Source organism: Nocardia coubleae NBRC 108252 (genome assembly GCF_001612805.1).
Lineage (GTDB): Bacteria > Actinomycetota > Actinomycetes > Mycobacteriales > Mycobacteriaceae > Nocardia > Nocardia coubleae.
This window is the reverse complement of record NZ_BDBD01000005.1, coordinates 61,180-85,324: the sequence shown is the minus strand read 5'-3', so window position 1 is coordinate 85,324 and position 24,145 is coordinate 61,180. Positions and strand designations below refer to the sequence as shown.

The 24,145-nt window shown below is 67.1% G+C and carries 24 protein-coding genes and 2 tRNA genes; 14 read left to right on the top strand and 12 right to left on the bottom strand.

Annotated elements, in window-relative coordinates; all coding sequences use genetic code 11:
• Positions 1 to 21 precede the first annotated feature (21 nt).
• On the top strand, positions 22 to 1,002 hold the full coding sequence (locus tag NCO8_RS05205; RefSeq protein WP_067636848.1) for a helix-turn-helix transcriptional regulator: 981 nt from the start codon (positions 22 to 24) through the stop codon (positions 1,000 to 1,002).
• A gap of 61 nt (positions 1,003 to 1,063) precedes the next feature.
• On the opposite strand, the gene NCO8_RS05200 is transcribed toward NCO8_RS05205, so the two are convergent.
• The 4 genes from NCO8_RS05200 to NCO8_RS05185 all read right to left on the bottom strand — a co-directional run bounded on the left by NCO8_RS05200 (position 1,064) and on the right by NCO8_RS05185 (position 3,628).
• Positions 1,064 to 1,303: a hypothetical protein gene (locus NCO8_RS05200; RefSeq protein WP_067636846.1), complete on the bottom strand. Its 240-nt coding sequence runs from the start codon at positions 1,301 to 1,303 to the stop codon at positions 1,064 to 1,066.
• A 97-nt stretch (positions 1,304 to 1,400) separates the two neighbouring features.
• Positions 1,401 to 2,072: a hypothetical protein gene (locus NCO8_RS05195; RefSeq protein ID WP_067636844.1), complete on the bottom strand. Its 672-nt coding sequence runs from the start codon at positions 2,070 to 2,072 to the stop codon at positions 1,401 to 1,403.
• A 72-nt stretch (positions 2,073 to 2,144) separates the two neighbouring features.
• The gene (locus NCO8_RS05190; protein WP_067636842.1) at positions 2,145 to 3,416 is read right to left on the bottom strand and encodes a hypothetical protein; all 1,272 of its coding nucleotides are present in this window, start codon (positions 3,414 to 3,416) and stop codon (positions 2,145 to 2,147) included.
• Positions 3,413 to 3,628: a hypothetical protein gene (locus tag NCO8_RS05185; RefSeq protein ID WP_067636840.1), complete on the bottom strand. Its 216-nt coding sequence runs from the start codon at positions 3,626 to 3,628 to the stop codon at positions 3,413 to 3,415. Before NCO8_RS05185 ends, NCO8_RS05190 begins: the two co-directional genes overlap by 4 nt.
• Before the next feature lie 258 nt (positions 3,629 to 3,886).
• On the opposite strand from NCO8_RS05185, the gene NCO8_RS05180 reads away from it, so the two are divergent.
• On the top strand, positions 3,887 to 4,909 hold the full coding sequence (locus NCO8_RS05180; protein ID WP_067636838.1) for a Shedu immune nuclease family protein: 1,023 nt from the start codon (positions 3,887 to 3,889) through the stop codon (positions 4,907 to 4,909).
• 497 nt (positions 4,910 to 5,406) lie between these two features.
• Here the strand turns inward: NCO8_RS05180 and NCO8_RS05175 are convergent, their stop codons facing one another.
• From NCO8_RS05175 to NCO8_RS05165, 3 genes are read right to left on the bottom strand one after another with little or no spacing between them, the layout of a single operon-like run.
• On the bottom strand, positions 5,407 to 6,054 hold the full coding sequence (locus NCO8_RS05175) for a GNAT family N-acetyltransferase (RefSeq protein WP_084456596.1): 648 nt from the start codon (positions 6,052 to 6,054) through the stop codon (positions 5,407 to 5,409).
• Positions 6,055 to 6,096: 42 nt separating this feature from the next.
• Positions 6,097 to 6,729 (bottom strand): hypothetical protein, encoded by a 633-nt coding sequence (locus tag NCO8_RS05170; protein WP_067636834.1) that lies wholly within the window; start codon positions 6,727 to 6,729, stop codon positions 6,097 to 6,099.
• 40 nt (positions 6,730 to 6,769) lie between these two features.
• Entirely contained in the window at positions 6,770 to 8,068 is a 1,299-nt protein-coding gene (locus tag NCO8_RS05165; RefSeq protein WP_067636833.1) for a hypothetical protein, read from the bottom strand.
• A gap of 189 nt (positions 8,069 to 8,257) precedes the next feature.
• On the opposite strand from NCO8_RS05165, the gene NCO8_RS05160 reads away from it, so the two are divergent.
• The gene (locus NCO8_RS05160) at positions 8,258 to 8,464 is read left to right on the top strand and encodes a cold-shock protein (RefSeq protein ID WP_067493316.1); all 207 of its coding nucleotides are present in this window, start codon (positions 8,258 to 8,260) and stop codon (positions 8,462 to 8,464) included.
• On the opposite strand, the gene NCO8_RS05155 is transcribed toward NCO8_RS05160, so the two are convergent.
• Positions 8,461 to 9,243, bottom strand: coding sequence for an MHYT domain-containing protein (locus NCO8_RS05155; RefSeq protein ID WP_067636832.1), 783 nt, complete (start codon positions 9,241 to 9,243; stop codon positions 8,461 to 8,463). The two genes, NCO8_RS05160 and NCO8_RS05155, sit on opposite strands and share 4 nt — an antisense overlap.
• 398 nt (positions 9,244 to 9,641) lie before the next feature.
• Between NCO8_RS05155 and NCO8_RS05150 the strand changes: the two genes are divergently transcribed.
• On the top strand, positions 9,642 to 9,845 hold the full coding sequence (locus tag NCO8_RS05150; RefSeq protein WP_014987157.1) for a cold-shock protein: 204 nt from the start codon (positions 9,642 to 9,644) through the stop codon (positions 9,843 to 9,845).
• A gap of 58 nt (positions 9,846 to 9,903) precedes the next feature.
• On the opposite strand, the gene NCO8_RS05145 is transcribed toward NCO8_RS05150, so the two are convergent.
• Positions 9,904 to 10,707, bottom strand: a complete 804-nt coding sequence (locus NCO8_RS05145; protein ID WP_067636830.1) for a nucleotidyltransferase domain-containing protein — start codon at positions 10,705 to 10,707, stop codon at positions 9,904 to 9,906.
• Between the two features lie 133 nt (positions 10,708 to 10,840).
• Here NCO8_RS05145 and serA point away from each other — a divergent pair, with 133 nt between their 5' ends.
• A complete protein-coding gene (serA, locus tag NCO8_RS05140; protein ID WP_067636828.1) occupies positions 10,841 to 12,439 on the top strand; it encodes a phosphoglycerate dehydrogenase in 1,599 nt (532 codons plus the stop codon).
• A 117-nt stretch (positions 12,440 to 12,556) separates the two neighbouring features.
• Positions 12,557 to 13,564 (top strand): 3-isopropylmalate dehydrogenase, encoded by a 1,008-nt coding sequence (locus tag NCO8_RS05135; RefSeq protein WP_067493324.1) that lies wholly within the window; start codon positions 12,557 to 12,559, stop codon positions 13,562 to 13,564.
• A 180-nt stretch (positions 13,565 to 13,744) separates the two neighbouring features.
• On the opposite strand, the gene NCO8_RS05130 is transcribed toward NCO8_RS05135, so the two are convergent.
• On the bottom strand, positions 13,745 to 15,709 hold the full coding sequence (locus NCO8_RS05130; protein WP_376739962.1) for a heavy metal translocating P-type ATPase: 1,965 nt from the start codon (positions 15,707 to 15,709) through the stop codon (positions 13,745 to 13,747).
• 92 nt (positions 15,710 to 15,801) lie between these two features.
• On the opposite strand from NCO8_RS05130, the gene NCO8_RS05125 reads away from it, so the two are divergent.
• The gene (locus tag NCO8_RS05125) at positions 15,802 to 16,161 is read left to right on the top strand and encodes an ArsR/SmtB family transcription factor (RefSeq protein WP_067493327.1); all 360 of its coding nucleotides are present in this window, start codon (positions 15,802 to 15,804) and stop codon (positions 16,159 to 16,161) included.
• An 83-nt stretch (positions 16,162 to 16,244) separates the two neighbouring features.
• On the opposite strand, the gene NCO8_RS05120 is transcribed toward NCO8_RS05125, so the two are convergent.
• Positions 16,245 to 17,378: an MFS transporter gene (locus NCO8_RS05120; RefSeq protein WP_067636904.1), complete on the bottom strand. Its 1,134-nt coding sequence runs from the start codon at positions 17,376 to 17,378 to the stop codon at positions 16,245 to 16,247.
• A 346-nt stretch (positions 17,379 to 17,724) separates the two neighbouring features.
• Here NCO8_RS05120 and NCO8_RS05115 point away from each other — a divergent pair, with 346 nt between their 5' ends.
• The 4 genes from NCO8_RS05115 to NCO8_RS05100 all read left to right on the top strand — a co-directional run bounded on the left by NCO8_RS05115 (position 17,725) and on the right by NCO8_RS05100 (position 20,353).
• On the top strand, positions 17,725 to 18,498 hold the full coding sequence (locus tag NCO8_RS05115) for a fumarylacetoacetate hydrolase family protein (RefSeq protein WP_067493329.1): 774 nt from the start codon (positions 17,725 to 17,727) through the stop codon (positions 18,496 to 18,498).
• A gap of 17 nt (positions 18,499 to 18,515) precedes the next feature.
• Positions 18,516 to 19,991 (top strand): glutamate--tRNA ligase, encoded by a 1,476-nt coding sequence (gltX, locus tag NCO8_RS05110; RefSeq protein ID WP_067636826.1) that lies wholly within the window; start codon positions 18,516 to 18,518, stop codon positions 19,989 to 19,991.
• A gap of 186 nt (positions 19,992 to 20,177) precedes the next feature.
• A tRNA-Gln gene (locus tag NCO8_RS05105) sits at positions 20,178 to 20,249 on the top strand.
• 28 nt (positions 20,250 to 20,277) lie between these two features.
• Positions 20,278 to 20,353: transfer RNA gene (locus NCO8_RS05100), tRNA-Glu, on the top strand.
• 42 nt (positions 20,354 to 20,395) lie between these two features.
• Here the strand turns inward: NCO8_RS05100 and NCO8_RS05095 are convergent.
• Positions 20,396 to 21,097 (bottom strand): IclR family transcriptional regulator, encoded by a 702-nt coding sequence (locus NCO8_RS05095; protein WP_067493334.1) that lies wholly within the window; start codon positions 21,095 to 21,097, stop codon positions 20,396 to 20,398.
• Between the two features lie 63 nt (positions 21,098 to 21,160).
• Between NCO8_RS05095 and leuC the strand changes: the two genes are divergently transcribed.
• From leuC to NCO8_RS05080, 3 genes are all read left to right on the top strand, one after another.
• Complete coding sequence (gene leuC / locus NCO8_RS05090) at positions 21,161 to 22,585, top strand: 3-isopropylmalate dehydratase large subunit (RefSeq protein WP_067636824.1); 1,425 nt, start codon at positions 21,161 to 21,163, stop codon at positions 22,583 to 22,585.
• Positions 22,586 to 22,621: 36 nt separating this feature from the next.
• Positions 22,622 to 23,230: a 3-isopropylmalate dehydratase small subunit gene (leuD, locus tag NCO8_RS05085; protein WP_067493338.1), complete on the top strand. Its 609-nt coding sequence runs from the start codon at positions 22,622 to 22,624 to the stop codon at positions 23,228 to 23,230.
• Between the two features lie 156 nt (positions 23,231 to 23,386).
• The gene (locus tag NCO8_RS05080) at positions 23,387 to 24,043 is read left to right on the top strand and encodes an HU family DNA-binding protein (RefSeq protein WP_067493341.1); all 657 of its coding nucleotides are present in this window, start codon (positions 23,387 to 23,389) and stop codon (positions 24,041 to 24,043) included.
• Positions 24,044 to 24,145: the final 102 nt, after the last annotated feature.

Here is a 24,145-nt window from a genome sequence, read left to right as displayed (position 1 = left end):
CAATGAACGGATACTGGGAATATGGCTGATACCAGTGCACGCACCCTGCGGCTGCTGTCGTTGCTGCAGACCCACCGCTACTGGCCGGGCACCGAACTCGCGGCGCGGCTGAAGGTGTCACCGCGCACCCTGCGCCGCGACATCGACCGCCTGCGCGACCTGGGCTACCCCGTGGACGCTCGCCCCGGCATCGAGGGCGGCTATCAGCTGGCCGCGGGCGCGGCCATGCCCCCGCTGGTACTCGACGACGACGAGGCCGTCGCGATCACCGTCTGTCTACAGGCCGGTTCCGAAGGCGCTGGTGACGGCCTCGCCGAACCTTCCGTGCGCGCTCTCGGCAAGCTCGGCACCGTCCTGCCCGCCCGGCTGCGCCGCCGCGTCGATGCCCTGCGCGCCATGACAGTTTCCGCCGGCTGGCACGCCGTCCCGCTCTCCGACGTCGACCCCTCGGTCCTCACCGACCTGGCCCTCACCTGTCGCCGCGAGGAACGCCTCACCTTCACCTACACCGCCGCCGACGGTCGGACGAGCAGCCGCGAGGTGGAACCCCACCGCCTGGTCTCCCTCGGCCGCCGCTGGTATCTCGTCGCCTACGACCTCGGCCGTCACGATTGGCGCTCGTTCCGCGTGGACCGCCTCACCGACTCCCATGCCACCGGAATCCACTTCCGCCCGCGCGAGTTGCCCGCTTCCGATGCGGCCACTTTCGTTCGCAACGGAATAGGCGGTGCACGAACGGGTTACAGGGTGGTCGCTGAGATAGAGGCGTCCCCCGAGCACGTCCGTTCACGGGTGGGCCGCTGGTGCGCCATCACGCCTCTGCCGGGCAACCGCACCCGCGTCGAGCAGACCGTCGATTCCCTCGACTGGCCCACCTATCTCCTCGGCCGGGTGGAGGCCGAGTTCACCATCATCGAACCGCCGGAACTCATCGCAGCCGTGAGTGGTTGGGGATCTCGATTCGTCCGCGCGACAAATTCGGACCGGGCTGGGACGGCATGAGGATCGCGGGTCCTGTCCCACGGCTGGGGATCGGCCGCCGTCGACGGCCGATCCCGGCGGGTCAGTCCACGCTGCCGAAGGCACCGTGCGGCAGGAGGTGGTGCAGCAGCTTTCGCAGCGGGTAGTGGCCGAGGTGCAGGCCGTTGTCGTGATGACCGTTCCGATCGACGAATTCGATGGACTGCGAGGGTGTCTCGGGGGCGGCCGAAGCCTGGGCGGTCACGCCGGCCAGGGGAGCGGCGACGAACGCACCGATCACGGCGACCCGGATCACGGTGCGGTGCGGAGAACGGTCGAACATGGGCAGATCCTTTCGGGTGAAACCTTCGGACCCCACTCTCGCCTAGTTCGTCGCCGTTGTCGCGTGATGTTCAGTGGGGTGGACCCGGGGGTGCTCGCTATCGGTATCCGTCTTGCGGACGCGGCACCTGGGGGTGGCGTCCCGGTGAAGCCCACGGTGCCTGTGGTGCCGCGTATCCGGGCGCCTGCGGCATGCCGGGGTGCTGGTACGGCATCCGGGGCGCGGCCGACGCCCAAGCCGGCCGCTGATTCCCTCGTCCGCACCACCTTCGCGTCGACGGCAGGAGCGCGAGCAGGAATGTGACCGCGGGGAATACGAGCAGCAGAATCGGTAGGAACCACGGCAGATCGACGTACGATCCGAGCAGGGACCTCACCGCCGACTGCCCGAACGTCAACTCGAGGAAGATCTTGCTGCCGGGATCGAATCGGCCGAACTGCGCGACATTCGAAATCACGCCGACCACGTAGGCGCCGACGACTCCCGCACAGCCCAGCGCCACTACCGTCGGCCCTGGTCTGCCGCGCCGCAACAGCATGATCGCGCCGATCAGCAGCAGCACAGCGGCGATGACATCGACCACCATCAGCACCGCGGAGACAAAGGAAGCCCACGCGGGCGCGAACCCCCACGCGAACAGCGAGTAGTCCGAAGTCGCCATCCACACGACCGCAGAGATCAACTCGATGAGGCCGCCGACCAGCGCCGAGACCCCGGCGATGATCGCTGTTCCCCCGCTCGGCGGTCGTTGTGCCAGGTCGGGATGCATCAGGGGTCCTCCAAGATTCGGTTGCAACCACTCTGACCCATACCCGCCCAACTGTCGTGCCACGCCTCGGGGTCACCCCCGATGACGCTGCGTCCGCCGACGTTCGAAGAACAACTGGTCCACTTCCACCGGCTCCACCATCGCCGTGATCTCGGCCAGCCTGCTGTCGTACCGATGTTCGGTGATGCACCGGTGCAGCCGGGCGCGCCGCTCCGGTCCCAGCCCGCCCCACACCTTTCCGAAACGATTCTGTGCCTCGGGTCCCGACGCGGCGACGAGATCGAGTAGTGCGGGCCAGCACCCGGTTTCGGTCGCCCGCGCGGGCAGCTCCGCCACCGCCGTGTCCGACAGTGACGCCAGCGTATCGCCGACCTCGTTCCTGGCCCGCTCATCCATGCGCGAGGCCAGGGTGAACAACCCGCGCCAGCTCTCGACATCGTCACGATGTTCCAGCGTCGACACGACCCGCGCACCGACACCCGGCTCGTCGAACACCCGGTTGCCGACCAGCGACCACAACCCCAGCGGTGTCAGATGCCCTACCAGTGTGAGGAATTCGGGTATGGCACCGACGGTCAGCGCGTTCCGCACCAGTTTGGTGACGTCGGCAGGCTGGGCATTACCGAACAGCACGTCGCCCACCCGGCGCACCACGTCGTCCTCGCAACGCGAAAACACCGACAGCGCCGCATGCTGCAACCCCGGCGGCCCGTTGAGCACCGTCTGCAGCATGCGCGGGATCCGGTGATGCGGCCCGTCGAGTAGCTGGCGCACAACAGCACTCAGCACCTCGGCATCGAACGAGTACGCCGCCGAGTAGATCAGCCCCGCATCGTCACCCACACCGGCCTCGACCGCCGCGATCAATTCCGGTGTCGCACAGGACAGGAACGGCCCCGCCGTCACATAGTCGCGCCGCCGCAACAACTCGTTGACGATCCGCACCACCGGCCGCGCGGGCGCCTGATCGGCCAGCTGCGCGATGGCCCGAGGATCCAGATACGGTGCGCAATCGGCCGCATAACTTGTATCGAGCATCGCCAACGTCTCCACAGCCTTCTGCGGATGCTCGACCCCCACAGCCCCCGCCGCCCGCCCCGTCATCATCGGCGGAACCAGCTTCTGCACCAACGGAATCGAGATCGTCAGCGGAATATACGGCACCAGCGCACTGATCCGCCGAAACGTCGTCGCATGCTGATCGAACAACACCGCCGACACCTGCGCCTGCAATTCGTGCAACCGCGCCGCCCCCAGATACCGCAGATGATGCACCCGCTGCGGATGCACATGCAACGTCCGCGCCAACAGAATCAACTGCGCCCGCGTAGTCAGATCCGTCATCGGCCACCGAACATGATCTTCTTCGCCACCCGCCGCAACGGCCGCGGCAAGGCCCCCACCAACGAGTCGATCGACCTGTCCATAGTCGCCGCCTCGAACGCCCCCGCCGCCCTGACCAGCTCGAACAAATCCCTGGCCTCGCGCACAGGCAGCCGCTGCAGCGCAGGCAACCCAGCCGACCCACCCTCATCATCCCCACGACGGATGGTCATACGAGCTCCCCAATACACAGTCCTAGCAGTTCGAGGATGCGCCTTACCTACCTTGCGTGCGCAGATTTCCCTGAATATCTGTGTGTAGCAACGAATCGACCCTCACAAATACATGTAACTGGAGTTAGTGCTGTGACTTCTGGCTGACATCTCACCGGCGCCGTGTTGTTCCGTTGACAGCGGGTGGGGTGGCGTACAAGATGAAGGAAGTGCGCGGGCGATGTCGTTGTAGTGCAGATGATTCGAGTGGGGTGCAGGGTGGCTCGAGTAACCGGGGTAACCGAGAACTCGCAACGCATCAAACCGCACAAGACCGAGACCAGTGTCGAGTGCCGGTACCAGCTGATCACCGACGCGGACGGCGAACAGCTCATTCACTTGTCGACCTTCGGCTCGAAGAATCGGGTATCGCACCCGAAGAGCAGTCAATCGCTGCAGATCGACCGTACGATCGGTGTGAGCCTGGTCGAGCTCTTCTGCGAAACCTTCGGACTCGCAACGCCCGGTGATGACTACGAACCGCGCCTGATCGCCGCATACCGGGCGAATCCTGGGCTCTTCCGCAAACTCATCGTGAACGACGTCGATGCCCGAGACGTGATCGGACTGGCGCACCGTCGAGTCCAGGTAGAACGTTTCCGCACGTTGTTGACCGACGCGGATGCCTTCGCGCAGGAGGCCGAGGAGATTCCAGGAAAAGGCAAGGAGAAGGTCTGGCAGCGCTTCTTCGAACAGAACCCGTGGATTCTCGGCACGTCGCTGGCAACTCAGGTGCTGACGAAATGGGATGCGAAGAGCTTGGAGAAGGTGGTGGCTGGGTTCTCGGTCACCGGTGCCGGGAAGCGGGTGGATGGACTCCTACGTACGTCGGGGCGGATCCGATCTATGGTCTTCGTCGAGTTCAAGACCCACGACACGCCACTGCTCACCGCAAGTGAATACCGACCCGGTGTCTGGGGTCCGTCCAAGGAATTGGCAGGTGCTGTTGCACAGGCACAGTCGACGGTCCATATGGCTACGCGTGAGATAACCGATCGGCTGCAGGCTACTGCCGAAGACGGCAGTGATATCGCCGGCGACTGGACCTACATGTTCCGTCCCCGCGCCTACGTCGTCGTCGGCCGGCTCGAGCAGCTCGTAGGGGAAGCAGGCGGCGACCATCAGCCGAAGATTCGATCTTTCGAGCTGTACCGGCGCGAGATGCAACTGCCCGAGGTGGTGACTTTCGACGAGCTGCTGGCTCGCGCTGAGTGGATGGTCTCTACGCCTGCGGCCGAGTAGTGACCTGCTGACTTCCACTCGAGCGAACAGTTTTGGGGCAAGCGACAGTCGACTGCAGGGGCGTGGTTCCCGAGGCTCGACGTCGTCGCGGGTTGTCCCAGCGTGAGTTGGCAAAGCGGCACGGGTTGCGCAGTCGACGGTCGCGACTGTGGAGGCGGGGCGGAGGCAGCCCTCGTTCGCGATGGTCGAGCAGTTGTTGGGTGCGGCTGGGTTCCGGTTGGGGACGGCTCTGGTGAATGCGGTGCGCACGAGCGTGCTGCTCGAGGAACGCCGGAGTGAATTCGAAGCCGTCCTGGCGCGCTTGACGAACGGTCGACTAGCGGCTGCGCTGATTCGACGCCACGCTGAATGAAATTGCCGATCTGCCGCTCGAGGACGAGCCGCGTTCGATGACGACATTGTCTGGGTCGTCGTCGATGTGCATGCGGCTGATCTGCATAGGCGCTTGGCCGATGAAATCGAAGCGGCTCGAATTCGATTGGCGGAGTAGTTCCTGATCAGAGGGGTGAGGTTGGGCGGACCATGGTCTGTTGGTGGACCTTTGATCCTTGGTAGCGCAGGCCGGGGACTGCGGCAGGGGATCCGTGGGCGGTGAAGCCGTGGCGTTCGAAAAAGCGGATGGCGCGGGGGTTTTCGACGAGGGTTTGTAGGTAGCAGCCGGGGGATTCGCTCGCGCTCAAGTGGTCCAAGAAGTGGTGCATCAGGGCGTCGGCGGCGCCTGTTCCGCGGGCGGATGGGGTGAGGTTGATGTGGAGGTGGGAGGGCCAGCGGGGGTCGGTGAGTTCGGTGGCGAGGGGGTGGTGGCGGAGTTTGGCGAGGGCGGTGTCGGTGAGGGCGCGGGCGAAGAAGGTGACGGGTTTGCGGCGGAGGAGCAGGCGGTGGTCGCGGATTGCGGATTCGAGGCGGGCCTCTTCGGTCGGGAAGGTGGTGCTGTCGACGCAGCCGGTGAGGTAGCCGACCAGGCGGCCGTCGTCCACTGCGAGGAAGAGAGAGTCGGGGGCGAGGTCCATGTAGGGGGTCAGGTACACGGCTTTCTCGGATTCGGGGTGGCCCCAGAGGGTGGCCGTCGGGGAGCCCTCGCCGACGTGGGAGGCCAGGGCCGTCAGTTCCGGACGGTCGGCCTCGGTGTATCTGCGAATCTCCACTGATCCAATGTACGCACGAAAGCTCGTGCGGACTCAGAGGTTTCAGCGAGGTGGGCAGATCTTGATGGCGTCTCGGGAGATGCAGACGTCGTATTCACCGGGGGAGGCGATGACGGCGTTTCCGTAGGCGGAGCGGATGAAGGGGGAGGTGTACCAGCGGTTTTCGCGCATGTCTTCGAAGAAGTCGCGGTCGGAGCCGTTGAGGAAGATGTGGGACTGGGTGGTGGGTCGGCCGTCGAGGCGCTGGCCGTAGAGGCGGGTGAGGGTGTAGCCGGAGTGGAAGCCGAGGGCGTTGACCCAGGGTTCCAGTTCGACGATGGCTGCCTGCATCACCCACAGGTCGCCTTCGACGCGGTGGGTGGTGCGGTCGGTGACAGTTCCATCGGTGTCGAAGGTGGTGACGTCGAGTTCGAGGGATTGGTCCCCAACGGTTTTCGCGGTCACGTGGGCCGCTTTGATCTCGCCGGTGAGGCCGAGATAAGTCTGCAGGAGGGTGGCGATCCACAGCAGCACGGTCGCGGCCAGGAGGAGGGCGAGGCCGGGGATCGCGCGGCCCAGCACGGATTTGAGGCCGCGGCGGCGGGCCAGGACTGCCGCGACGAGCAGGGCGACGCCGACCGTGAGCAGGGCGAGCAGGCCGATCTGGGGGAGCCCGAAGGACACCGGGAAACTCATGAACTGGGTATACCCCGAAAGCTGTTGCGGCAGGCGCTGACTAGAGGGACTGATCCGGCAAGGAGGGCTGACGCCGGCGCAGGATCAGGGCGACGATGGCCGCGCAGACGAGCGCGATGATCACCGCGACGGTGCCAGGCACAGGCCCACGGTCCACCTCCGCGGTGCGGTACCAGGCCGAGGAGTAGGCGAGGTGGCCGAATTCGGTGTCGCTCAGTGCGACTCCGAGGGAAGGGACGAACAGCACGCAGAAACCGACGACCGCCGACGAGGAGTTGACCGGAACCGCACTGCCCACGCCGTAACCACAGATGGCGCCGAGCGCGAGGCAGCCGACGGCCGCGGTGAGTGTCGCCGGCGGCGCGGTCATGTCGGCGGCGAGGGTGAGGCCGGCCAGCGCCACGATCCAGAGGGCGGCGGCGAGGGGGCGTGGGCGGTGCAGGCCGAGGCCGAGACCGAGGGTGATGGCGACGAGGGTGCCCAGATCCACCCAGCCGTTGCGGGGCAGGGTGATGACCAGGCTGCCCGCCACCGAGAACGATGACATCAATACTGTGAGCACGCCGTCGCGCTCGGGCAGCACGAGGGCGGCGGCCGCGGTGGCGGCGAGCACAATGATCGAGGCGATCACCACGTGCCGCAGGCTGGTCTTGTGGTGCGACACGTTCAGCGAGGTGAAGATGATCGCCGAGTAGACGAAAACGGCGGCGAGCACCGGCGCGAGCGGGATCGCGGAATCGGTGTGTGACGGGGCGGGCGCGGCGCTGGTGACCGCGAAATAGGCGAGTGCGAGCACGCTGCCCCCGATGAACCAGAGCGGCAGGGAGCCCGCGAGCGCCCCGTCGAAACCGCCGGTGGTGTCGTCGGTCGGCGTCTGGGTGATGTCACCGAGGACCGTGGCGGCGATCGCGGCGAACAGGAACGCGATGCGCAGCCGCTGCTCGTTCCACACCGCCACCGCGGTCGCGCCGAGCGCCATCCCGGCCAGCAGCGCGTCGACGAAGTTCAGGGTGGCCAGGGACACACCGCTGTCGAGACGACCGTCGCTGCTGTCGCCGACGGCGAGCAGGTGGCTCAACAGAATCCCGGCGAGCGCGAGCAGGGCTGTCCAGCGGGCGGTGCGCACACTGCCCACCGCCACGGTGACAGCGGCGGTGATGACCGCGATGAACGCGCCGCCGGTCATCGCCCGCGGGATGTTGAACACCAGCAGATCGTGGTGGGCGGATTCGCCCAGATCGGCGAAACTGATGGGCATCATGATCGCGAGCACCGCCACGGAGGTGGCGACGACGACCGTGAGTGCCTCGGCGGCGGGCCTCGCCGCGATGCGGATCATGAGCAGCCGTGCCGGAGCGGGGGTCGCGCAGGATGGTGAGACACCGGATCTCCGTTCTCGCGGACGAACCTGGCTGGAGTTTATCCAGCTCGGGTGCGTCGACCGGTCCGTGCGCTTTCGTGTCGCGCCCGAGGGCATGCGACCATGAACGAATCGGCATGTCAGGCAAATGATTAGGAAGGTCGGTGGATGACCGGCGGCGTGGTGAGCTGGTTCGACGGCGGCAAGGGGTTCGGTTTCATCACCCCGGACGCGGGCGGACCGGAGGTGTTCGTGGAGTACACCGAACTCGTCGGCGAGGGGTTCCGGACACTGCGGGCCGGTCAGCGCGTGGAGTTCGCGGTGCACGAGACGCGGCGCGGTCCCGAGGCGCAGCGGGTGCGCGTCGTCGACTAGTTCTGGCCGCTCGGCCAGAAACGGCTGGCGCGTTGCCCGTGGATCGGGCGGGTGAGATTCGGATCCTCGGCCTCGGTGATACCGACCTGCATGAGCAGGATCATGGTGACCATGCTGATGGCCACGATCAGCGGTGTGAGCAGCTGTGACGCGGTAGCGCCCGTGGCATGGGCGACGTGCGCGCTGGTGTGGGCGCTCATGGAGAACATGCCGGTGTAGTGCATGCCCGTGACGGCCACGCCCATCAGCAGGGCGGCGCCGATGGTGGCGAGGAAACCGTGGATGTGCAGGGCGAACCAGAGGGCCGCGGTGGCGGCGACCACGGCGATCACCAGCGAGGCGACCACGACGGTCGGCTCGTAGACGATCTCGATGTCGGTTTTCATCGCGTACATCCCGGCGTAGTGCATGGCTGCCACGCCGAGACCGGTGATCGCCCCGCCCACCGGGAGCGCGGCGGTGTCCCAGCTGCGGCGTACGACGATCGACAAGCCGAGCCACACCACGGCCATGGCGACGGCGGCGCTGAACAGCGTGATCGGCACGTTGTAGCGGATGGTCGCGCCCTGCACGGAGAAACCGAGCATGGCGATGAAGTGCATAACCCAGATGCCGGTTCCGCCGAGTGCGATCGCGGCCGCGGTGAGCCATCCGCCGTGGATGCCGGAGGCGCGCGAGCGAACCATGCAACGCAGTGCCAGCATCGATCCGAGGACCGACATGAGATAGGCGAGCAGCGGGGTCAGCCAGCCGTAAGTGAAATGGTTGATGTTCAGCACGCTCAGCTCCTTGCGCGTTTTCTCGTCGGGGGTGTGTGCACCCTCACGAAACGGAAAGTACGCTGGTAGAGAATTTGCCGTACTGGTTTTATCGAAAATGTCTAGGGTCGCTGACGGTGGCCGGTCACCGCGCAATAGGGTTATCGATGGTGATGCGTGCCAGTCGGTTCGGTTCGTGTTCCGGACAATTCGCCGCATCCCTGTGGCAACCGCACCGGCATCCGCGCAGCATCCACCTCGGTGACTATGTGACAGCACCAACTGGCAGCTAACAGGGTTGGCTTGCTCACAGCGCTCCGGTGGAGGTGTGGAGGAATTTCCGAAACCGTGGCATTGTTGAACAGTGAGACCGGGACCGGACTATTAGGACCTGGCTCGTCTACAGGAAAGTTTTTGAAATGGCTCAGGGCATTGTGAAGTGGTTCAACAGCGAGAAGGGCTTCGGCTTCATCGCGCAAGACGGCGGAGGCCCCGACGTCTTCGTGCATTACTCGGCTGTCAGTGGCTCGGGCTTCCGCTCCCTCGATGAGGGTCAGCGTGTGGAGTTCGAGATCGGCCAGGGTCAGAAGGGCCCCCAGGCTCAGGACGTCCGCGTCCTCTGATTCTGCGCGAACCAGCGTACGAACGTGAAGCTCCGCACCGGATGGTGCGGAGTTTCTGCTATTTCAGGGCCTCCGCACGGAAGAACTCGTCGGTCACCGCCTGCGCCGTGCTGAGGTCGCGCGGCGCACGTGCGGTGAACTCTGTTGCCGCCCTGGCGAACTCGTCGTCGATGAAGGCGGGGATCAGGGCAGGCGGTGCGCATGCCCCCATCTCGCGGGTGCGCGACTTCAGGTCAGTGAGTTCGGTGACCGCCGCGACCAGATCGGCGGGCAGCTCGCACTGCGCCATCAATGTCGGCAGGTGCATGGGCGCCACTGCCGCGCCGGGATGCTCGCGCAACCAGCGCAGCGCCATCGCCGGGCGCAGCGAGTAGAACACCTTCTTCAACCCGCCGTTGCGCGCGTAGAGCCCCCACTGCCGGGCACCCAGGTGCAGATAGTGACGGGCGATGCGGTCGCGATCGGCCACCTGAGCTGCGACTTCACGCAACCGAGCACGGAAATCCTCGTCGCCGCGATAGACGATGGGTGACATCAGCCACTCCACCAGCACCGCGTTGCCCTGCACCAGCAGGCGCAGCGCCTTGGCCAGATCCCAGCCGTTCACATCGAGCAGGCCGGCCAGCGGCGTCTCGATCACATCGCGGGTACGCCACGGCGACAGATACGTCTCCAGGCCCGCGACATAGACGAAACGGCAGTCGTAATCGGAATCGGGGGACGGGAAACCCCAAGCGCGGCTGCCGCTTTCGATGGCCAGACGGATGCGCACACCGTGCTCGGCGGCCACCCGGTCGAGCTCGGCGTCGACGGCGGCCACCACGGCCGGATCCATCGACTCGGGGACGGTGCGCAGCGACATGCGGTGATGTTAAGGGGCGCGGCTCCCAGGGTTCACCCGGTTTTCGGGCAGGGGGGTAAGGGGACCCGAACCCCGGCGACTATTCTGGGCCGCGGTAACTGCCGACCCCTTTCTTCCCCAGGAGTACCCCACAGTGAGCCAAGCAGGCCGTCCTGTAGTTCTGATCGCCGACAAGCTCGCCCAGTCGACCGTCGACGCGCTCGGTGACGGTGTCGAGGTTCGCTGGGTCGACGGCCCCGACCGCCCGGCGCTGCTCGCCGCGGTCCCCGAGGCCGACGCGCTGCTCGTGCGTTCCGCCACCACCGTCGACGCCGAGGTGCTCGACGCGGGCAAGAAGCTCCAGATCGTCGCCCGTGCCGGCGTCGGCCTCGACAACGTCGACGTGCCCGCCGCCACCGAGCGTGGCGTGATGGTCGTGAACGCGCCCACCTCCAACATCCACACCGCCGCCGAGCACGCGGTCACCCTGCTGCTCGCCGCCGCCCGCCAGATCCCGGCCGCCGACGCCACCCTGCGTGAGAAGACCTGGCAGCGCAGCAAGTTCAACGGTGTCGAGATCTTCGGCAAGACCGTCGGCGTGATCGGCCTCGGCCGCATCGGTCAGCTGTTCGCGGCCCGCCTGGCCGCGTTCGAGACCAAGATCGTCGCCTACGACCCCTACGTGTCGCCGGCCAAGGCCGCCCAGCTCGGCATCGAGCTGCTCACGCTCGACGAGGTGCTCCAGCGCGCCGACTTCATCTCGGTGCACCTGCCCAAGACCCCCGAGACCAAGGGCCTGCTCAACGCCGAGCGTTTGGCGCTGACCAAGCCGGGCGTGGTCATCGTCAACGCCGCGCGCGGTGGGCTGATCGACGAGCAGGCGCTGGCCGACGCGATCACCAAGGGTCACGTGCGTGCCGCGGGCCTCGACGTGTTCGAGACCGAGCCGTGCACCGACTCGCCGCTGTTCGACCTGCCGCAGGTCGTCGTGACCCCGCACCTGGGTGCGTCCACCTCGGAGGCCCAGGACCGCGCGGGCACCGACGTCGCCAAGTCGGTGCTGCTCGCGCTGGCCGGTGAGTTCGTGCCCGGCGCCGTGAACGTCACCGGTGGTGCCGTGAACGACGAGGTCGCCCCCTGGCTCGACGTCGTCCGCAAGCAGGGCGCGCTGCTCGGCGCCATCGCCAACGAGCTGCCCGTCAGCATCGAGGTGCAGGTGCGCGGCGAGCTGGCCGCCCAGGACGTGGCCGTGCTCGAGCTGTCGGCGCTGCGCGGTGTGTTCTCGGCGCTGGTCGAGGACCAGGTCACCTTCGTCAACGCGCCGTCGCTGGCCAAGGAGCGTGGCATCACCGCCACCGTCACCACCGCCACCGAGAGCCCCAACCACCGCAGCATGGTCGACCTGCGCGCCGTGTTCGGCGACGGCTCCACCCTGAACGTGGCCGGGTCGCTCACCGAGCCCGCCCAGGTGGAGAAGATCGTCAACATCAACGGCCGCAACTACGACATGCGCGCCGAGGGCCTGAACCTGGCCGTGCTGAACTACGGCGACAAGCCGGGCGCGCTCGGCAAGATCGGCACCCTGCTCGGTGAGGCCGAGATCGACATCCTGGCCGCTCAGCTGAGCCAGGACGTGGATGCCGAAGGCGCCACCGTCGTGCTGCGCGTGAACCGCGAGGTGCCCGCCGAGGTGCAGACCGCGATCGGCGAGGCCGTCGGTGCCGCCAAGGTTGTCCTGGTCGACCTGGCCTGAGATTGACGTCCCGGTTCGACGCCGGGACATCGGCAGCTGCGCGCCGTCACCCCACGGTGGCGGCGCGCACTCGTATCCCGGTGGCGAACCGCCCCGGCTTCGAAACGGAGCTTGTTCATGAAACTCGCAGTCATCGCCGGTGACGGCATCGGTCCCGAGGTCATCGCCGAGGCGCTCAAGGTGCTCGACGTGGTGTCGCCCGGCGTCGAGAAGACCGAGTACGACCTCGGCGCCGCCCGCTACCACCGCACCGGGGAGATCCTGCCGGAGTCGGTGCTGCCCGAGCTGAAGCAGCACGACGCGATCCTGCTCGGCGCGATCGGCGACCCGTCGGTGCCGAGCGGTGTGCTCGAGCGTGGGCTGCTGCTGAAGACCCGGTTCGCGCTGGATCATCACGTGAACCTGCGGCCCTCGAAGCTGTACCCGGGTGTCACCAGCCCGCTCAGCGGCAACCCGGACATCGACTTCGTCGTCGTGCGTGAGGGCACCGAAGGGCCGTACACCGGTACCGGTGGCGCGATCCGCGTCGGCACGCCGCACGAGGTGGCGACCGAGGTCTCCAACAACACCCGCTTCGGCATCGAGCGCGTGGTCCGCTACGCCTTCGCCACCGCGCAGGCCCGCCGCAAGCACCTCACCCTGGTGCACAAGAACAACGTGCTCACCTTCGCCGGGTCGCTGTGGCAGCGCACCGTCGACGAGGTCGGCGCCGAATTCCCCGATGTGGCAACGGCTTACCAGCACATCGACGCAGCGACCATCCACATGGTGAACGACCCGGGCCGCTTCGACGTGATCGTCACCGACAACCTGTTCGGCGACATCATCACCGACCTCGCCGCCGCCGTGAGCGGTGGCATCGGCCTGGCCGCCTCGGGCAATATCGACGCCTCGGGTGTGAACCCGTCGATGTTCGAGCCGGTCCACGGCAGTGCCCCCGACATCGCCGGCCAGTCCAAGGCCGACCCGACCGCCGCCATCCTCTCGGTGGCCCTGCTGCTCAACCACCTGGGCAACACCGAAGGCGCCGCCCGCATCGAATCCGCTGTCGCCAAGGACCTGGCCGCCCGCACGGGCACCGCCTCCACCGTGGAGATCGGCGACCGTATCGCCGCCACTGTCTGAGGACACCGACAAGAAGGGCCCGCGCCGGCAACTCGCCGGTGCGGGCCCTTTCGTGTGTGCTCATCGGCACGGAAGACACAGTGAACAGCTACGGCGGCGAAGGATCCGTAAGTCGCTTGCCGTTTAGCGCCTTTCAGCTTCGCGGATCATCAGACGCTGCTGGGTGAGTCCCTTGGACGGCTAGCGACCCGACTCGGCGCGGCGCCAGGCGGAGGAGCTGAGGAGGCGGAGGCCGTTGAGGGCGACGATCACTGTCGATCCTTCGTGGCCTGCCACGCCGAGCGGGAGGGGTAGGTGGCCGACCAGGTCCCAGGTGACCAGGATCGCGATGAAGGTGGCGGCGATGGCGAGGTTGGCGATGACCAGGCGGCGGGCTCGGCGGGACAGGGCGATGACGGTGGGGATGGTGGAGAGGTCGTCGCGGACCACCACGGCGTCGGCGGTTTGCAGGGTGAGGTCGGAGGCGGTGGGGCCCATGGCGATTCCGACATGGGCGGTGGCCAGGGCGGGGGCGTCGTTGATGCCGTCGCCGACCATGGTGATGCGGTCGCCGCCGGACTGCAGGGTCCGGATGGCGGTGACCTTGTCCTCGGGGAGCAGGTCTGTTCGCAGGTCGGTGATTCCGACGCGGGTGGCGAGATGGCTTGCGGTGGTGTGACTGTCGCCGGTGAGCAGAACCGGTGAGGTGCCCGTCGATTCGGTGAGTCTGGCGACGGTGGCGGCTGATTCAGGACGGTCGTGATCGGTGATGCCGAGGACCGCTACCGGGCAGCCGTCGCAGACGACGACCACCGCGGTATGGCCACGCGACTGCTGAGTCGCCACCTCCACGGCAACAGCTCGATCCGCGGCTGGCGTGGCGAGTAGTGCTGTGGGCGAACCGATTCGGATCGCATGCCCGTCGACGGTGGCGGAAACGCCGCGCCCCGGTTCGGACGTGAAGTTCACGGCATCGGGCAAGCCGAGGCCGCGCTGACGAGCCGCACGCACGATGGCTTCGGCCAACGGATGTTCACTGCCGTGCTCGGCTGCCGCGGCCAGCCGCAGGACCGCGTCGTCGGTGAGGGCGGTACCGGGCAGCACGTGGATCTCGGCCACTTCGGGCGTGCCACGGGTGAGCGTGCCGGTCTTGTCGAACGCGACGCGGGTGGTGGTACCGAGCTGTTCCATCACGGCGGCGGACTTCACCAGCACACCGTGGCGGCCTGCCGTGGCGATGGCGGCCAGCAACGGCGGCATGGTCGCGAGAACCACGGCACAGGGGGACGCGACGATCATGAAAGTCATGGCGCGCAAGAGGGATTCGCGGACCGGCTCACCCCACAACAGTGGCACGACGAACACGGCGATCGTCGCCGCCACCATGCCGATCGAATAGCGCTGCTCGATCTTCTCGATGAACAGCTGGGTGCCCGCCTTGGTGCGCACGGCCTCGTCGACCAGGCCGGCGATCCGCGCGACGACCCAGTCACTCGCCCGCCGATCCACCCGGATCCGCAGCGTGCCGGTGCCGTTGAGGGTGCCCGCGAAAACCTCGTCGCCGACGGTCCGGTCGACGGGCAGCGGTTCGCCGGTGATGGTGGCCTGGTCGACCTCGCTCGACCCGCCGACCACGGTCCCGTCCGCCGCGATACGGTCGCCCGGGCGGACCAGCACCACGTCACCGATGACGAGATCCGTCGCGTCCACCGTCTGTTCGTCGCCGTCGCGCAGGACGACGGCGACGTCGGGGGTGAGGTCGAGCAGTCCGCGCACGGAATCCTCGGTCCGTGCGGTGGCCAGCGCCTCCATCGCGCCGGAGGTCGCGAAGATGACGATCAGCAGCGCACCGTCGGTCACCTGCCCGATCGACATGGCGCCGATCGCCGCGACAACCATCAGCAGATCGACATCGAGCGTCTTCTCCCGCAACGCCTGTAACCCGCCCAGCGCCGGCTCCCATCCGCCGGTGACGGCGCAGGCCAGATACAGCGCCCACCACGACCACGACGGCGCACCGGACAGCTGCGCGGCCAGGCCCACCAGGAACAGCACGAGCGAGGCGGCCGCCCAGCGGATTTCGGCGATCTCGAACAGCCGGGTCCGTCGCGAGCGCGCGGGAGCGGCGGCGCCGGGGCGTGCCGCGACGGCGGTGGGCATGGCCACGGGAAACCTCCGTGAGACGGGAACAGAACAACCCGAGAATAACAGAACATATGAAGAGGTCTTCATTTCAACGGGTCGGTTAGACTCCTGCCATGGGACACGGTGTGGAGGGCCGCGACCGGCCGACCACCCGGCTGGACGCCGATACGGCCGCGCACGTCGCGACCACTCTGCAGGCCCTCGCCACCCCGAGCAGGCTTCTGATCCTGTCCGAACTGCGCCAGGGTCCGCGCCCGGTGACCGAACTGGCCGAGGCGGTGGGAATGGAACAGTCGGCCGTCTCCCATCAGTTGCGCCTGCTACGTAACCTCGGTCTCGTGATCGGCACCCGCGCGGGCCGCAGCATCGTCTACAGCCTGCACGACAACCACGTCGCCCAACTGCTCGACGAAGCTGTGTACCACAGCGAACACCTGCGCCTCGGCCTGTCCGACCGCTCCGGCACCGCCTGATCCGGAGACCGAGCGCCGAGCCTCCCGTCCGGCGCGGGCCGCGCGTCGCAGGCGCCGACCCGCGCCGGAGCTGTTGCGGGTGACTACCTTCCGGTGCCCCTCGGTACCAATGGCACCGCCGCCATCGCCATGACGGACGCGAACGCGAACGCCGTCGGGTACCCGCTCACCGTGATCAGCGCGCCGAACGCCGGTGGGATCGCGGCCAATACAAGGTTCTGGCCCGTGTTCTGAATGCCGAGACCGCGCCCGCTCCAAAAGGGTCCGGCGATCTCGGCGACCGCGGTGAACGCCAATCCGTTGTCCGACACCGAGATCACCGACGCCGCCACCATCAGTGGCACCGCGATCCATCCCCAGCCCGTTCCCGCGGCGACCGCCAGCGCGGCCATCGCCAACACCGCGGCGACAGCCACCTGACGCAGCGGCCCGAGCCGGTTGCCGACCCGGTCCGACCACGCGCCCGCGCCGATTCGTCCAGCGGCGCCCAGCAATTGGGTGACCGTCATCAGTGCGCCCGCCGCCGCCAGCGACCAACCCAGATCGCGGTGCAACCACATCAGCCCGAACGTCCACAGCGTGGCCTGCGGGAAGACCAGCAGGATGGACACCGCGTGAATGCGCCACAGCGTGGAGTCGCCGCGGTACGGGTTGGTGCGGTCGGCGGCCTTGGCGGGCGGACGCGGCGGGTCGACGATGCCTGTCAGACAACCGATCGCGCCCGCGCCTGCCAACAGCGCGGGCACCAGCAGGGCGGCCGCGATGCCGTACCCATCGGCGACCCACGGGATGGTCAGCGCGGCCAGGCCGACGCCGAGCGGCTGGGCGGTCTGGCGGATACCCATGGCCAGCCCGCGCCGGTCCGGCGGGAACCAGCCGACGATCACCCGCCCGCTCGCACCGTTGGAACTGGCCGCGCCGACACCGCCGAGGAACAGCAGCACGCCGAAGGCGATCGGGTCCTCGACCAGGGCCGCGCCGAGGCCGGCGGCGAACATCAGCGTCGTGCCCGCGACCAGCACGATTCGCTCACCGATGCGGTCGACGACATAACCCCACGCGATCAGGGTGCACACCAGACCGACGGTCGGCAGGGCGACCAGCGCGCCCGCGGCAGCCAGCGAATCACCGCGATCGGTGAGGGCGGGCAGGAGGAAAGGGGTGCCGTGCACGAAGGTGGCGCTCGACGTCTGCGCGAGCACGCCGAGGGCGAGCATCAGCCAGCGTCTGCCGTTGCTGATCTGGGACACCCCGGCCGTCGGCCGCGCGTTCGTCACGATACTCACCTCGCCGAATTGCACGATTGCATCTCATTATTTGAGATCGATGTCTCATCTTGTGAACATCGAAGATCACGCTACACCGGTGACCCCGGGTTCCGGTGCTCGGCGTCGGTGTCTGACGGATCACATCCGGTGGCGACCGTGCGTAATGCGAATCACGAACGCGGGCAGCAGGTTCGAAATCACACGAATGTGACTTCGCTCGCCCTCCCGGTTCGGCCGCGCGAGGCGATCCCGGGCGCGTTCGGGCAGGTGGGCGCGCCTCGATAGACTCCCCGGCATGCGCTTAGGTCGAGTTGCCAGTCCCGATGGAGTCGCGTTCGTCAGCATCGAAGGCGACGGAAGCGACGCCGTCGCCAAGGAGATCGCCGAACACCCGTTCGGCACGCCGACGTTCACCGGGCGGAGCTGGCCGCTGGCCGACATCCGCCTGCTGGCGCCGATCCTGGCCAGCAAGGTGATCTGCATCGGCAAGAACTACGCCGCCCACGCGGCCGAAATGGGTGGTGAGGCGCCGAAGGATCCGGTGATCTTCATCAAGCCGAACACCTCGATCGTCGGGCCGAACGCCCCGATCATCCTGCCGCCCAGCTCCTCTCAGGTCGACTTCGAGGGCGAACTGGCCGTGGTGATCGGCCGCCCCTGCAAGGACGTGCCCGCTGCCAAGGCCGCCGATGTGATCCTCGGTTACACCGTCGCCAACGACGTCACCGCGCGCGACCAGCAGCGCCACGACGGGCAGTGGACGAGGGCCAAGGGCTACGACACCTTCTGCCCGCTCGGTCCGTGGATCGAAACCGCCATCGACCCAAGCGATCTGGAGATCACCACCGAGCTGGACGGCGAAGTCCGCCAGCGCAGCCGCACGTCGCTGTTCCTGCACGACATCCCGAAGATCATCGAGTGGATCAGCTCGGTGATGACGCTGCTGCCCGGCGACGTGATCCTCACCGGCACACCGGAAGGCGTCGGCCCGCTGGCGGCCGGGCAGAACGTGTCGGTCACCGTCGAGGGCATCGGCACCCTCACCAATCCTGTTGCCACCAAGCGCTGATAGCGGAGAAGAGAGTCATGACACAAGTACGGGTCCGTTTCTGCCCGTCGCCGACCGGCACGCCGCACGTCGGCCTGATCCGCACGGCGCTGTTCAACTGGGCGTTCGCCCGCCACCACGGCGGCAGCTTCGTGTTCCGCATCGAAGACACCGATGCCGCACGCGATTCCGAGGATTCCTACCGCGCGCTGCTCGACGCGCTGCGCTGGCTCGGGCTCACCTGGGACGAGGGTCCGGAGGTCGGCGGCCCGTACGAGCCGTACCGGCAGTCGCTGCGCCGCGACCAGCATCTCGACGTCGTGCGCAAGCTGCTCGAGGCCGGCGAGGCCTACGAGGCGTTCTCCACGCCCGAGGAGGTCGAGGCCCGCCATCGCGCCGCCGGTCGCGACCCGAAACTCGGTTACGACAATTTCGATCGGGATCTGACGCCCGAGCAGATCGCCGCCTACAAAGCCGAGGGCAGGCCCGCGGTGGTGCGTTTGCGCATGCCCGATTCCGACCTCGGCTGGAATGATCTTGTTCGCGGGGAAACCACCTTCAAAGCGGGCACGGTTCCCGATTTCGCGCTCACCCGTGGAAATGGTGACCCGCTGTACACACTGGTGAATCCGGTCGACGACGCGCTCATGAAGATCACCCATGTACTGCGCGGCGAGGACCTGCTCTCGTCGACACCGCGTCAGCTCGCGCTGTATGCCGCGCTGCAGCGTATCGGTGTTGCCGACTTCACTCCGGAGTTCGGTCACCTGCCGTTCGTGATGGGTCAGGGCAACAAGAAACTGTCCAAGCGCGACCCGGAATCGAATCTGTTCCTGCACCGCGATCGGGGATTCGTTCCCGAGGGTTTGCTGAATTACCTCGCACTGCTCGGCTGGAGTATCGCCGAGGACCGCGACGTGTTCTCCATGCAGGAAATGGTGGCGGCGTTCGACATTTCCACCGTGAATTCGAATCCGGCTCGTTTCGACCAGAAGAAGGCCGATGCGATCAATGCCGAACAGATTCGTCTGCTCGAGCCCGGTGATTTCGGACACCGTTTGCGTGAGTTCCTGACCGCGCAGGGGCATATCGGTGCCGAAATCGACGAGAAGACGTTCCTGGCCGCCGCCGAACTCGTGCAGACCCGGATCGTGGTGCTCGGCGACGCCTGGGACCTGCTGAAGTTCCTTTTCGTGGCGCCGGAGGAGTTCGCGATCGACCAGGCCGCGGGCACGAAGAACCTCGGCGCCGAAGCCGACCAGGTGCTCGACGCCGCCATCGCCGCGGTGGAGCCGCTGGCCGAATGGACCACACCGGCCCTGGAAGAGGCCCTGAAGAAGGCGCTGATCGACGATCTGGGCCTCAAGCCACGCAAGGCCTTCGCGCCCGTGCGAGTGGCGGTGACGGGCTCGCACATCAGCCCGCCGCTCTACGAATCGATGGAATTGCTCGGCCGCGAGGTCTCGCTCGACCGTTTGCGTGCCGCACGCGGTTGGCAGCCGACCGCGCAGTAGCCGTACGGCAGGCGGGTGCGGCACGCGCCGCACCCGCCTGCAGCCGGAAATCGCTCGAAAACCGGCCGCTGACCAGGCGATTTGTAGTTTACCCCCTGCTGTTTGGTAATCTTCTCATCGCCGCGGAACACGGCCTCGCAACACCGACAACCACTCGGTGAGCGCCGGGCCGAGCGTTTCCATCCTTGGGGTATGGTGTAATTGGCAACACAGCTGATTCTGGTTCAGCCATTCTAGGTTCGAGTCCTGGTACCCCAGCAAGGTTTCACTTCGGTGAAATCGTCCTGGCCCCGTCGTCTAGCGGCCTAGGACGCCGCCCTCTCAAGGCGGTAGCGCGGGTTCGAATCCCGTCGGGGCTACCAAGAAAGGCCCCCGGTCGAATCCGACCGGGGGCCTTCTTCGTTTCACAATCGTTTGTGCAGCGCCTCCGCCGCCGCCACCAGATCGGCCGCCCAGCGCGCGCCCGGCCTGCGGCCCATCCGGTCGATCGGGCCCGACACCGATACCGCCGCCACCAGTACGCCCGAGGCGTCACGCACCGGGGCCGAGACGCTCGCCACGCCCTGTGCGCGTTCTGCCGCGCTCTGCGCCCAGCCCCGCCTGCGGACCTCGGCCAGCGCCCGCTCGCCGAACACGGCGTCGGCCAGGACGGTGCGCTGTAGCTCCGGGTCGGCCCAGGCCAGCAACACCTTGGCCGCCGAGCCCGCGGTGAGCGGTAGTCGCGAGCCGACAGGCACCGTGTCGCGCAGGCCCACGGGCGGCTCCAGCGCGGCCACGCACACGCGGGCGTTGCCGTCGCGGCAGTACAGCTGGACGCTCTCGCCGGTGATCTCGCGCAGCCGGGGCAGAATGGCTCCCGCCGCCTCGACCAGTGGATCGGCGGCCCCCGCCGACAACTCGCTGAGCGCGGGACCCGGCCGCCACAGCCCGTTGGCGTCGCGCGCCAGCAGCCGGTGCGTCTCCAGCCCGACCGCCAGCCGGTGCGCGGTGGCACGTGGCAGACCGGTTCGGGTGCACAGGTCGTTGAGACCGCATGGCTCGTCGGCGACGGCGTAGAGCACCGCCACGGCTTTGTCGAGAACACCGATACCGCTATGCTGTCTCATAGAACGATACTAACTTCTCATATGTTGAGATACCAAGTATGCCCGTCGAAAGGTGATCAAGCAATGGCCGAGCGCGCCCGCACACTGGCCGAGAAGGTGTGGGAACAGCACGTCGTCGTCCCCGGCGACGGTGACGGTACTTCCCGCGAACCCGACCTGATCTACATCGATCTGCACCTCGTGCACGAGGTGACCAGCCCGCAGGCCTTCGACGGGCTCCGCGCGGCCGGACGGCCGGTCCGCCGGCCCGACCTCACCATCGCCACCGAGGACCACAATGTCCCCACGGCCGACATCGAGAAGCCGATCGCCGATCCGATCTCGCGCATCCAGGTGGAGACGCTGCGCCGCAACTGCGCCGAGTTCGGTGTGCGCCTGCACCCGATGGGCGATGCCGAACAGGGCATCGTGCACGTGGTCGGTCCGCAGCTCGGTCTGACCCAGCCCGGCATGACCGTGGTGTGCGGCGACAGCCACACCTCCACCCACGGCGCGTTCGGCGCGTTGGCCATGGGCATCGGCACCAGCGAGGTGGAGCACGTGCTGGCCACCCAGACGCTGTCGCTTCGCCCGTTCAAGACGATGGCCATCACCGTCGACGGCGAATTGGCGCCCGGCGTCACGAGTAAGGACCTGATCCTGGCCGTGATCGCCGAAATCGGCACCGGCGGCGGCCAGGGGTATGTGCTCGAATATCGCGGCGAGGCCATTCGCAAGCTGTCGATGGAAGCGCGGATGACGATCTGCAACATGTCGATCGAGGCGGGCGCCCGCGCGGGCATGATCGCCCCCGACGAGGTGACCTACGAATTCCTGAAGGGCCGCCCGCACGCACCACAGGGCGCCGACTGGGATGCCGCCGTCGCCGCCTGGGAGGCGCTGAAGACCGACGACGACGCGGTTTTCGACGCCGAGGTGCACATCGACGCCAACCAGCTGACCCCGTTCGTCACCTGGGGTACCAACCCCGGTCAGGGCCTGCCGCTCGGTGCGAACGTGCCCGACCCGGCCCAGATCGCCGACGAGTCCGAGCGCGAGGCCGCCGAGAAGGCCTTGCGCTACATGGACCTGACGCCGGGAATGCCGCTGCGTGAGGTAAGCGTGGATACCGTTTTCGTCGGTTCCTGCACCAATGGCCGGATCGAGGATCTGCGTGCCGTCGCCGATGTTTTGAAGGGCCGCCGCGTCGCCGACGGTGTGCGAATGCTGGTCGTACCCGGCTCGATGCGGGTGCGCGCGCAGGCGGAAAAAGAAGGACTCGGCGAGATTTTCACCGCGGCCGGTGCGGAATGGCGCCAGGCGGGCTGTTCGATGTGCCTCGGGATGAATCCGGATCAGCTGGAACCGGGTCAGCGCTGCGCCTCCACCTCCAACCGCAATTTCGAAGGCCGACAGGGCAAGGGCGGGCGTACCCACCTGGTCTCGCCGCTGGTCGCCGCCGCCACGGCGGTGCGCGGCACCCTGTCCTCGCCCGCCGATCTGGCCTGAGCGGCCCCGAACCACCACGATCGAAGGAGAATCGTTATGGAAGCCTTCACTGTTCACAAAGGCATCGGGGTACCGCTGCGCCGGTCCAATGTCGACACCGATCAGATCATCCCCGCCGTTTACCTGAAGCGCGTGACTCGTACCGGTTTCGAGGACGGTCTGTTCGCCGGTTGGCGTACCGATCCGGACTTCATTCTCAACACCGAGCCGTACCGCAGCGGCAGCGTTCTGGTGGCCGGGCCGGATTTCGGCACCGGTTCCTCGCGTGAGCACGCGGTGTGGGCGCTGTCGGACTACGGCTTTCGAGTGGTGATCTCCTCGCGTTTCGCCGACATCTTCCGTGGGAATGCGGGCAAGGGTGGTCTGCTGGCCGCGCAGATGTCACAGAACGATGTCGAAATGCTCTGGAAGCTCATCGAGGAACAACCCGGCCTCGAATTGGTTGTCGACCTGTCGGCGCGCACCGTCACGGCGGGAACCATCGTGTTGCCGTTCGATATTGACGACTACACCCGCTGGCGTCTGCTGGAGGGTTTGGACGACATCGGCCTCACGCTGCGGCAAGGCGACGCGATCACCGAGTTCGAAAAGGGAAGGCCGTCATGGAAACCCGTGACGCTGCCGGAGCCTATTTCACCGGCGTAATCGGCTGGGGCGCTTAGGGGCGCTTCCCTGGGAGCGGTAGCTGGACGTGTGCTAAACCACATGAATTTTGGCGTGGCACATAGACTCTTGCTCAAACTGGGTTTACCGTGGTACCTAGTCGGTCCGACGACGGGCCATTAGTCTGCGGAGGATTCAATGAACAAGGCGGAACTGATCGACGTTCTGACCGAAAAGTTGGGTACGGACAGGCGCACGGCTACTGCGGCTGTCGAGAACGTGGTCGACACCATCGTCCGTGCCGTGCACAAAGGTCAAAGCGTCACCATCACCGGATTCGGTGTGTTCGAACAGCGCAAGCGTGCTCCCAGGGTTGCCCGTAACCCGCGTACCGGTGAAACCGTGAAGGTGAAGGCGACTTCGGTGCCTGCCTTCCGTCCGGGCGCTCAGTTCAAAGCGGTGATCGCGGGTAAGCAGAAGCTGGCCGCGTCCGGCCCTGCCGTGAAGCGTGGCGTGAATGCGCCCGTGGCGGCGAAGAAGGCGGCAGCCAAGAAGACCGCGGCGAAGAAGACCGCGGCCAAGAAGGCCACGCCGTCGAAGGGTCCGGCCAAGACCACGGCCCGCAAGGCCGCGACCAAGGCTCCTGCCGCCAAGAAGACGACGGCGGCCAAGGCCACCGCCGCCAAGAAGACCACGGCGGCAAAGAAGGCCCCGGCCAAGAAGACTGCCACCAAGGCCACTGCCGCCAAGGCCACCGCCACCAAGGCCACGGCGGCCAAGAAGACCACCGCTGCTAAGAAGGCTCCTGCTAAGAAGACTGCTGCGAAGAAGACAGCCACCCGTCGTGCTCGTTGATCCTGCCGCAGCGGGATCAGGTCGGGGAATGTGCACGTAAAGCCGCATCACCCACCACTGGACCGAGAACGGCCCCGGAATTTCCGGGGCCGTTTCGGCTGT

Bases quoted from the DNA above. Each gene is read 5' to 3' on its own strand.
- NCO8_RS05200 (WP_067636846.1), bottom strand. From the start codon at position 1,303: ATGTTCGACCGTTCTCCGCACCGCACCGTGATCCGGGTCGCCGTGATC.
- leuC (WP_067636824.1), top strand. From the start codon at position 21,161: ATGGCCGAGCGCGCCCGCACACTGGCCGAGAAGGTGTGGGAACAGCAC.
- NCO8_RS05190 (WP_067636842.1), bottom strand. From the start codon at position 3,416: ATGACGGATCTGACTACGCGGGCGCAGTTGATTCTGTTGGCGCGGACG.
- NCO8_RS05125 (WP_067493327.1), top strand. From the start codon at position 15,802: ATGGGACACGGTGTGGAGGGCCGCGACCGGCCGACCACCCGGCTGGAC.
- NCO8_RS05195 (WP_067636844.1), bottom strand. From the start codon at position 2,072: ATGCATCCCGACCTGGCACAACGACCGCCGAGCGGGGGAACAGCGATC.
- NCO8_RS05145 (WP_067636830.1), bottom strand. From the start codon at position 10,707: ATGTCGCTGCGCACCGTCCCCGAGTCGATGGATCCGGCCGTGGTGGCC.
- NCO8_RS05150 (WP_014987157.1), top strand. From the start codon at position 9,642: ATGGCTCAGGGCATTGTGAAGTGGTTCAACAGCGAGAAGGGCTTCGGC.
- NCO8_RS05095 (WP_067493334.1), bottom strand. From the start codon at position 21,097: ATGAGACAGCATAGCGGTATCGGTGTTCTCGACAAAGCCGTGGCGGTG.
- NCO8_RS05205 (WP_067636848.1), top strand. From the start codon at position 22: ATGGCTGATACCAGTGCACGCACCCTGCGGCTGCTGTCGTTGCTGCAG.
- NCO8_RS05115 (WP_067493329.1), top strand. From the start codon at position 17,725: ATGCGCTTAGGTCGAGTTGCCAGTCCCGATGGAGTCGCGTTCGTCAGC.
- NCO8_RS05165 (WP_067636833.1), bottom strand. From the start codon at position 8,068: ATGATCCGCATCGCGGCGAGGCCCGCCGCCGAGGCACTCACGGTCGTC.
- NCO8_RS05170 (WP_067636834.1), bottom strand. From the start codon at position 6,729: ATGAGTTTCCCGGTGTCCTTCGGGCTCCCCCAGATCGGCCTGCTCGCC.
- NCO8_RS05135 (WP_067493324.1), top strand. From the start codon at position 12,557: ATGAAACTCGCAGTCATCGCCGGTGACGGCATCGGTCCCGAGGTCATC.
- NCO8_RS05185 (WP_067636840.1), bottom strand. From the start codon at position 3,628: ATGACCATCCGTCGTGGGGATGATGAGGGTGGGTCGGCTGGGTTGCCT.
- NCO8_RS05160 (WP_067493316.1), top strand. From the start codon at position 8,258: ATGACCGGCGGCGTGGTGAGCTGGTTCGACGGCGGCAAGGGGTTCGGT.
- gltX (WP_067636826.1), top strand. From the start codon at position 18,516: ATGACACAAGTACGGGTCCGTTTCTGCCCGTCGCCGACCGGCACGCCG.
- NCO8_RS05120 (WP_067636904.1), bottom strand. From the start codon at position 17,378: ATGCTCGCCCTCGGCGTGCTCGCGCAGACGTCGAGCGCCACCTTCGTG.
- NCO8_RS05080 (WP_067493341.1), top strand. From the start codon at position 23,387: ATGAACAAGGCGGAACTGATCGACGTTCTGACCGAAAAGTTGGGTACG.
- leuD (WP_067493338.1), top strand. From the start codon at position 22,622: ATGGAAGCCTTCACTGTTCACAAAGGCATCGGGGTACCGCTGCGCCGG.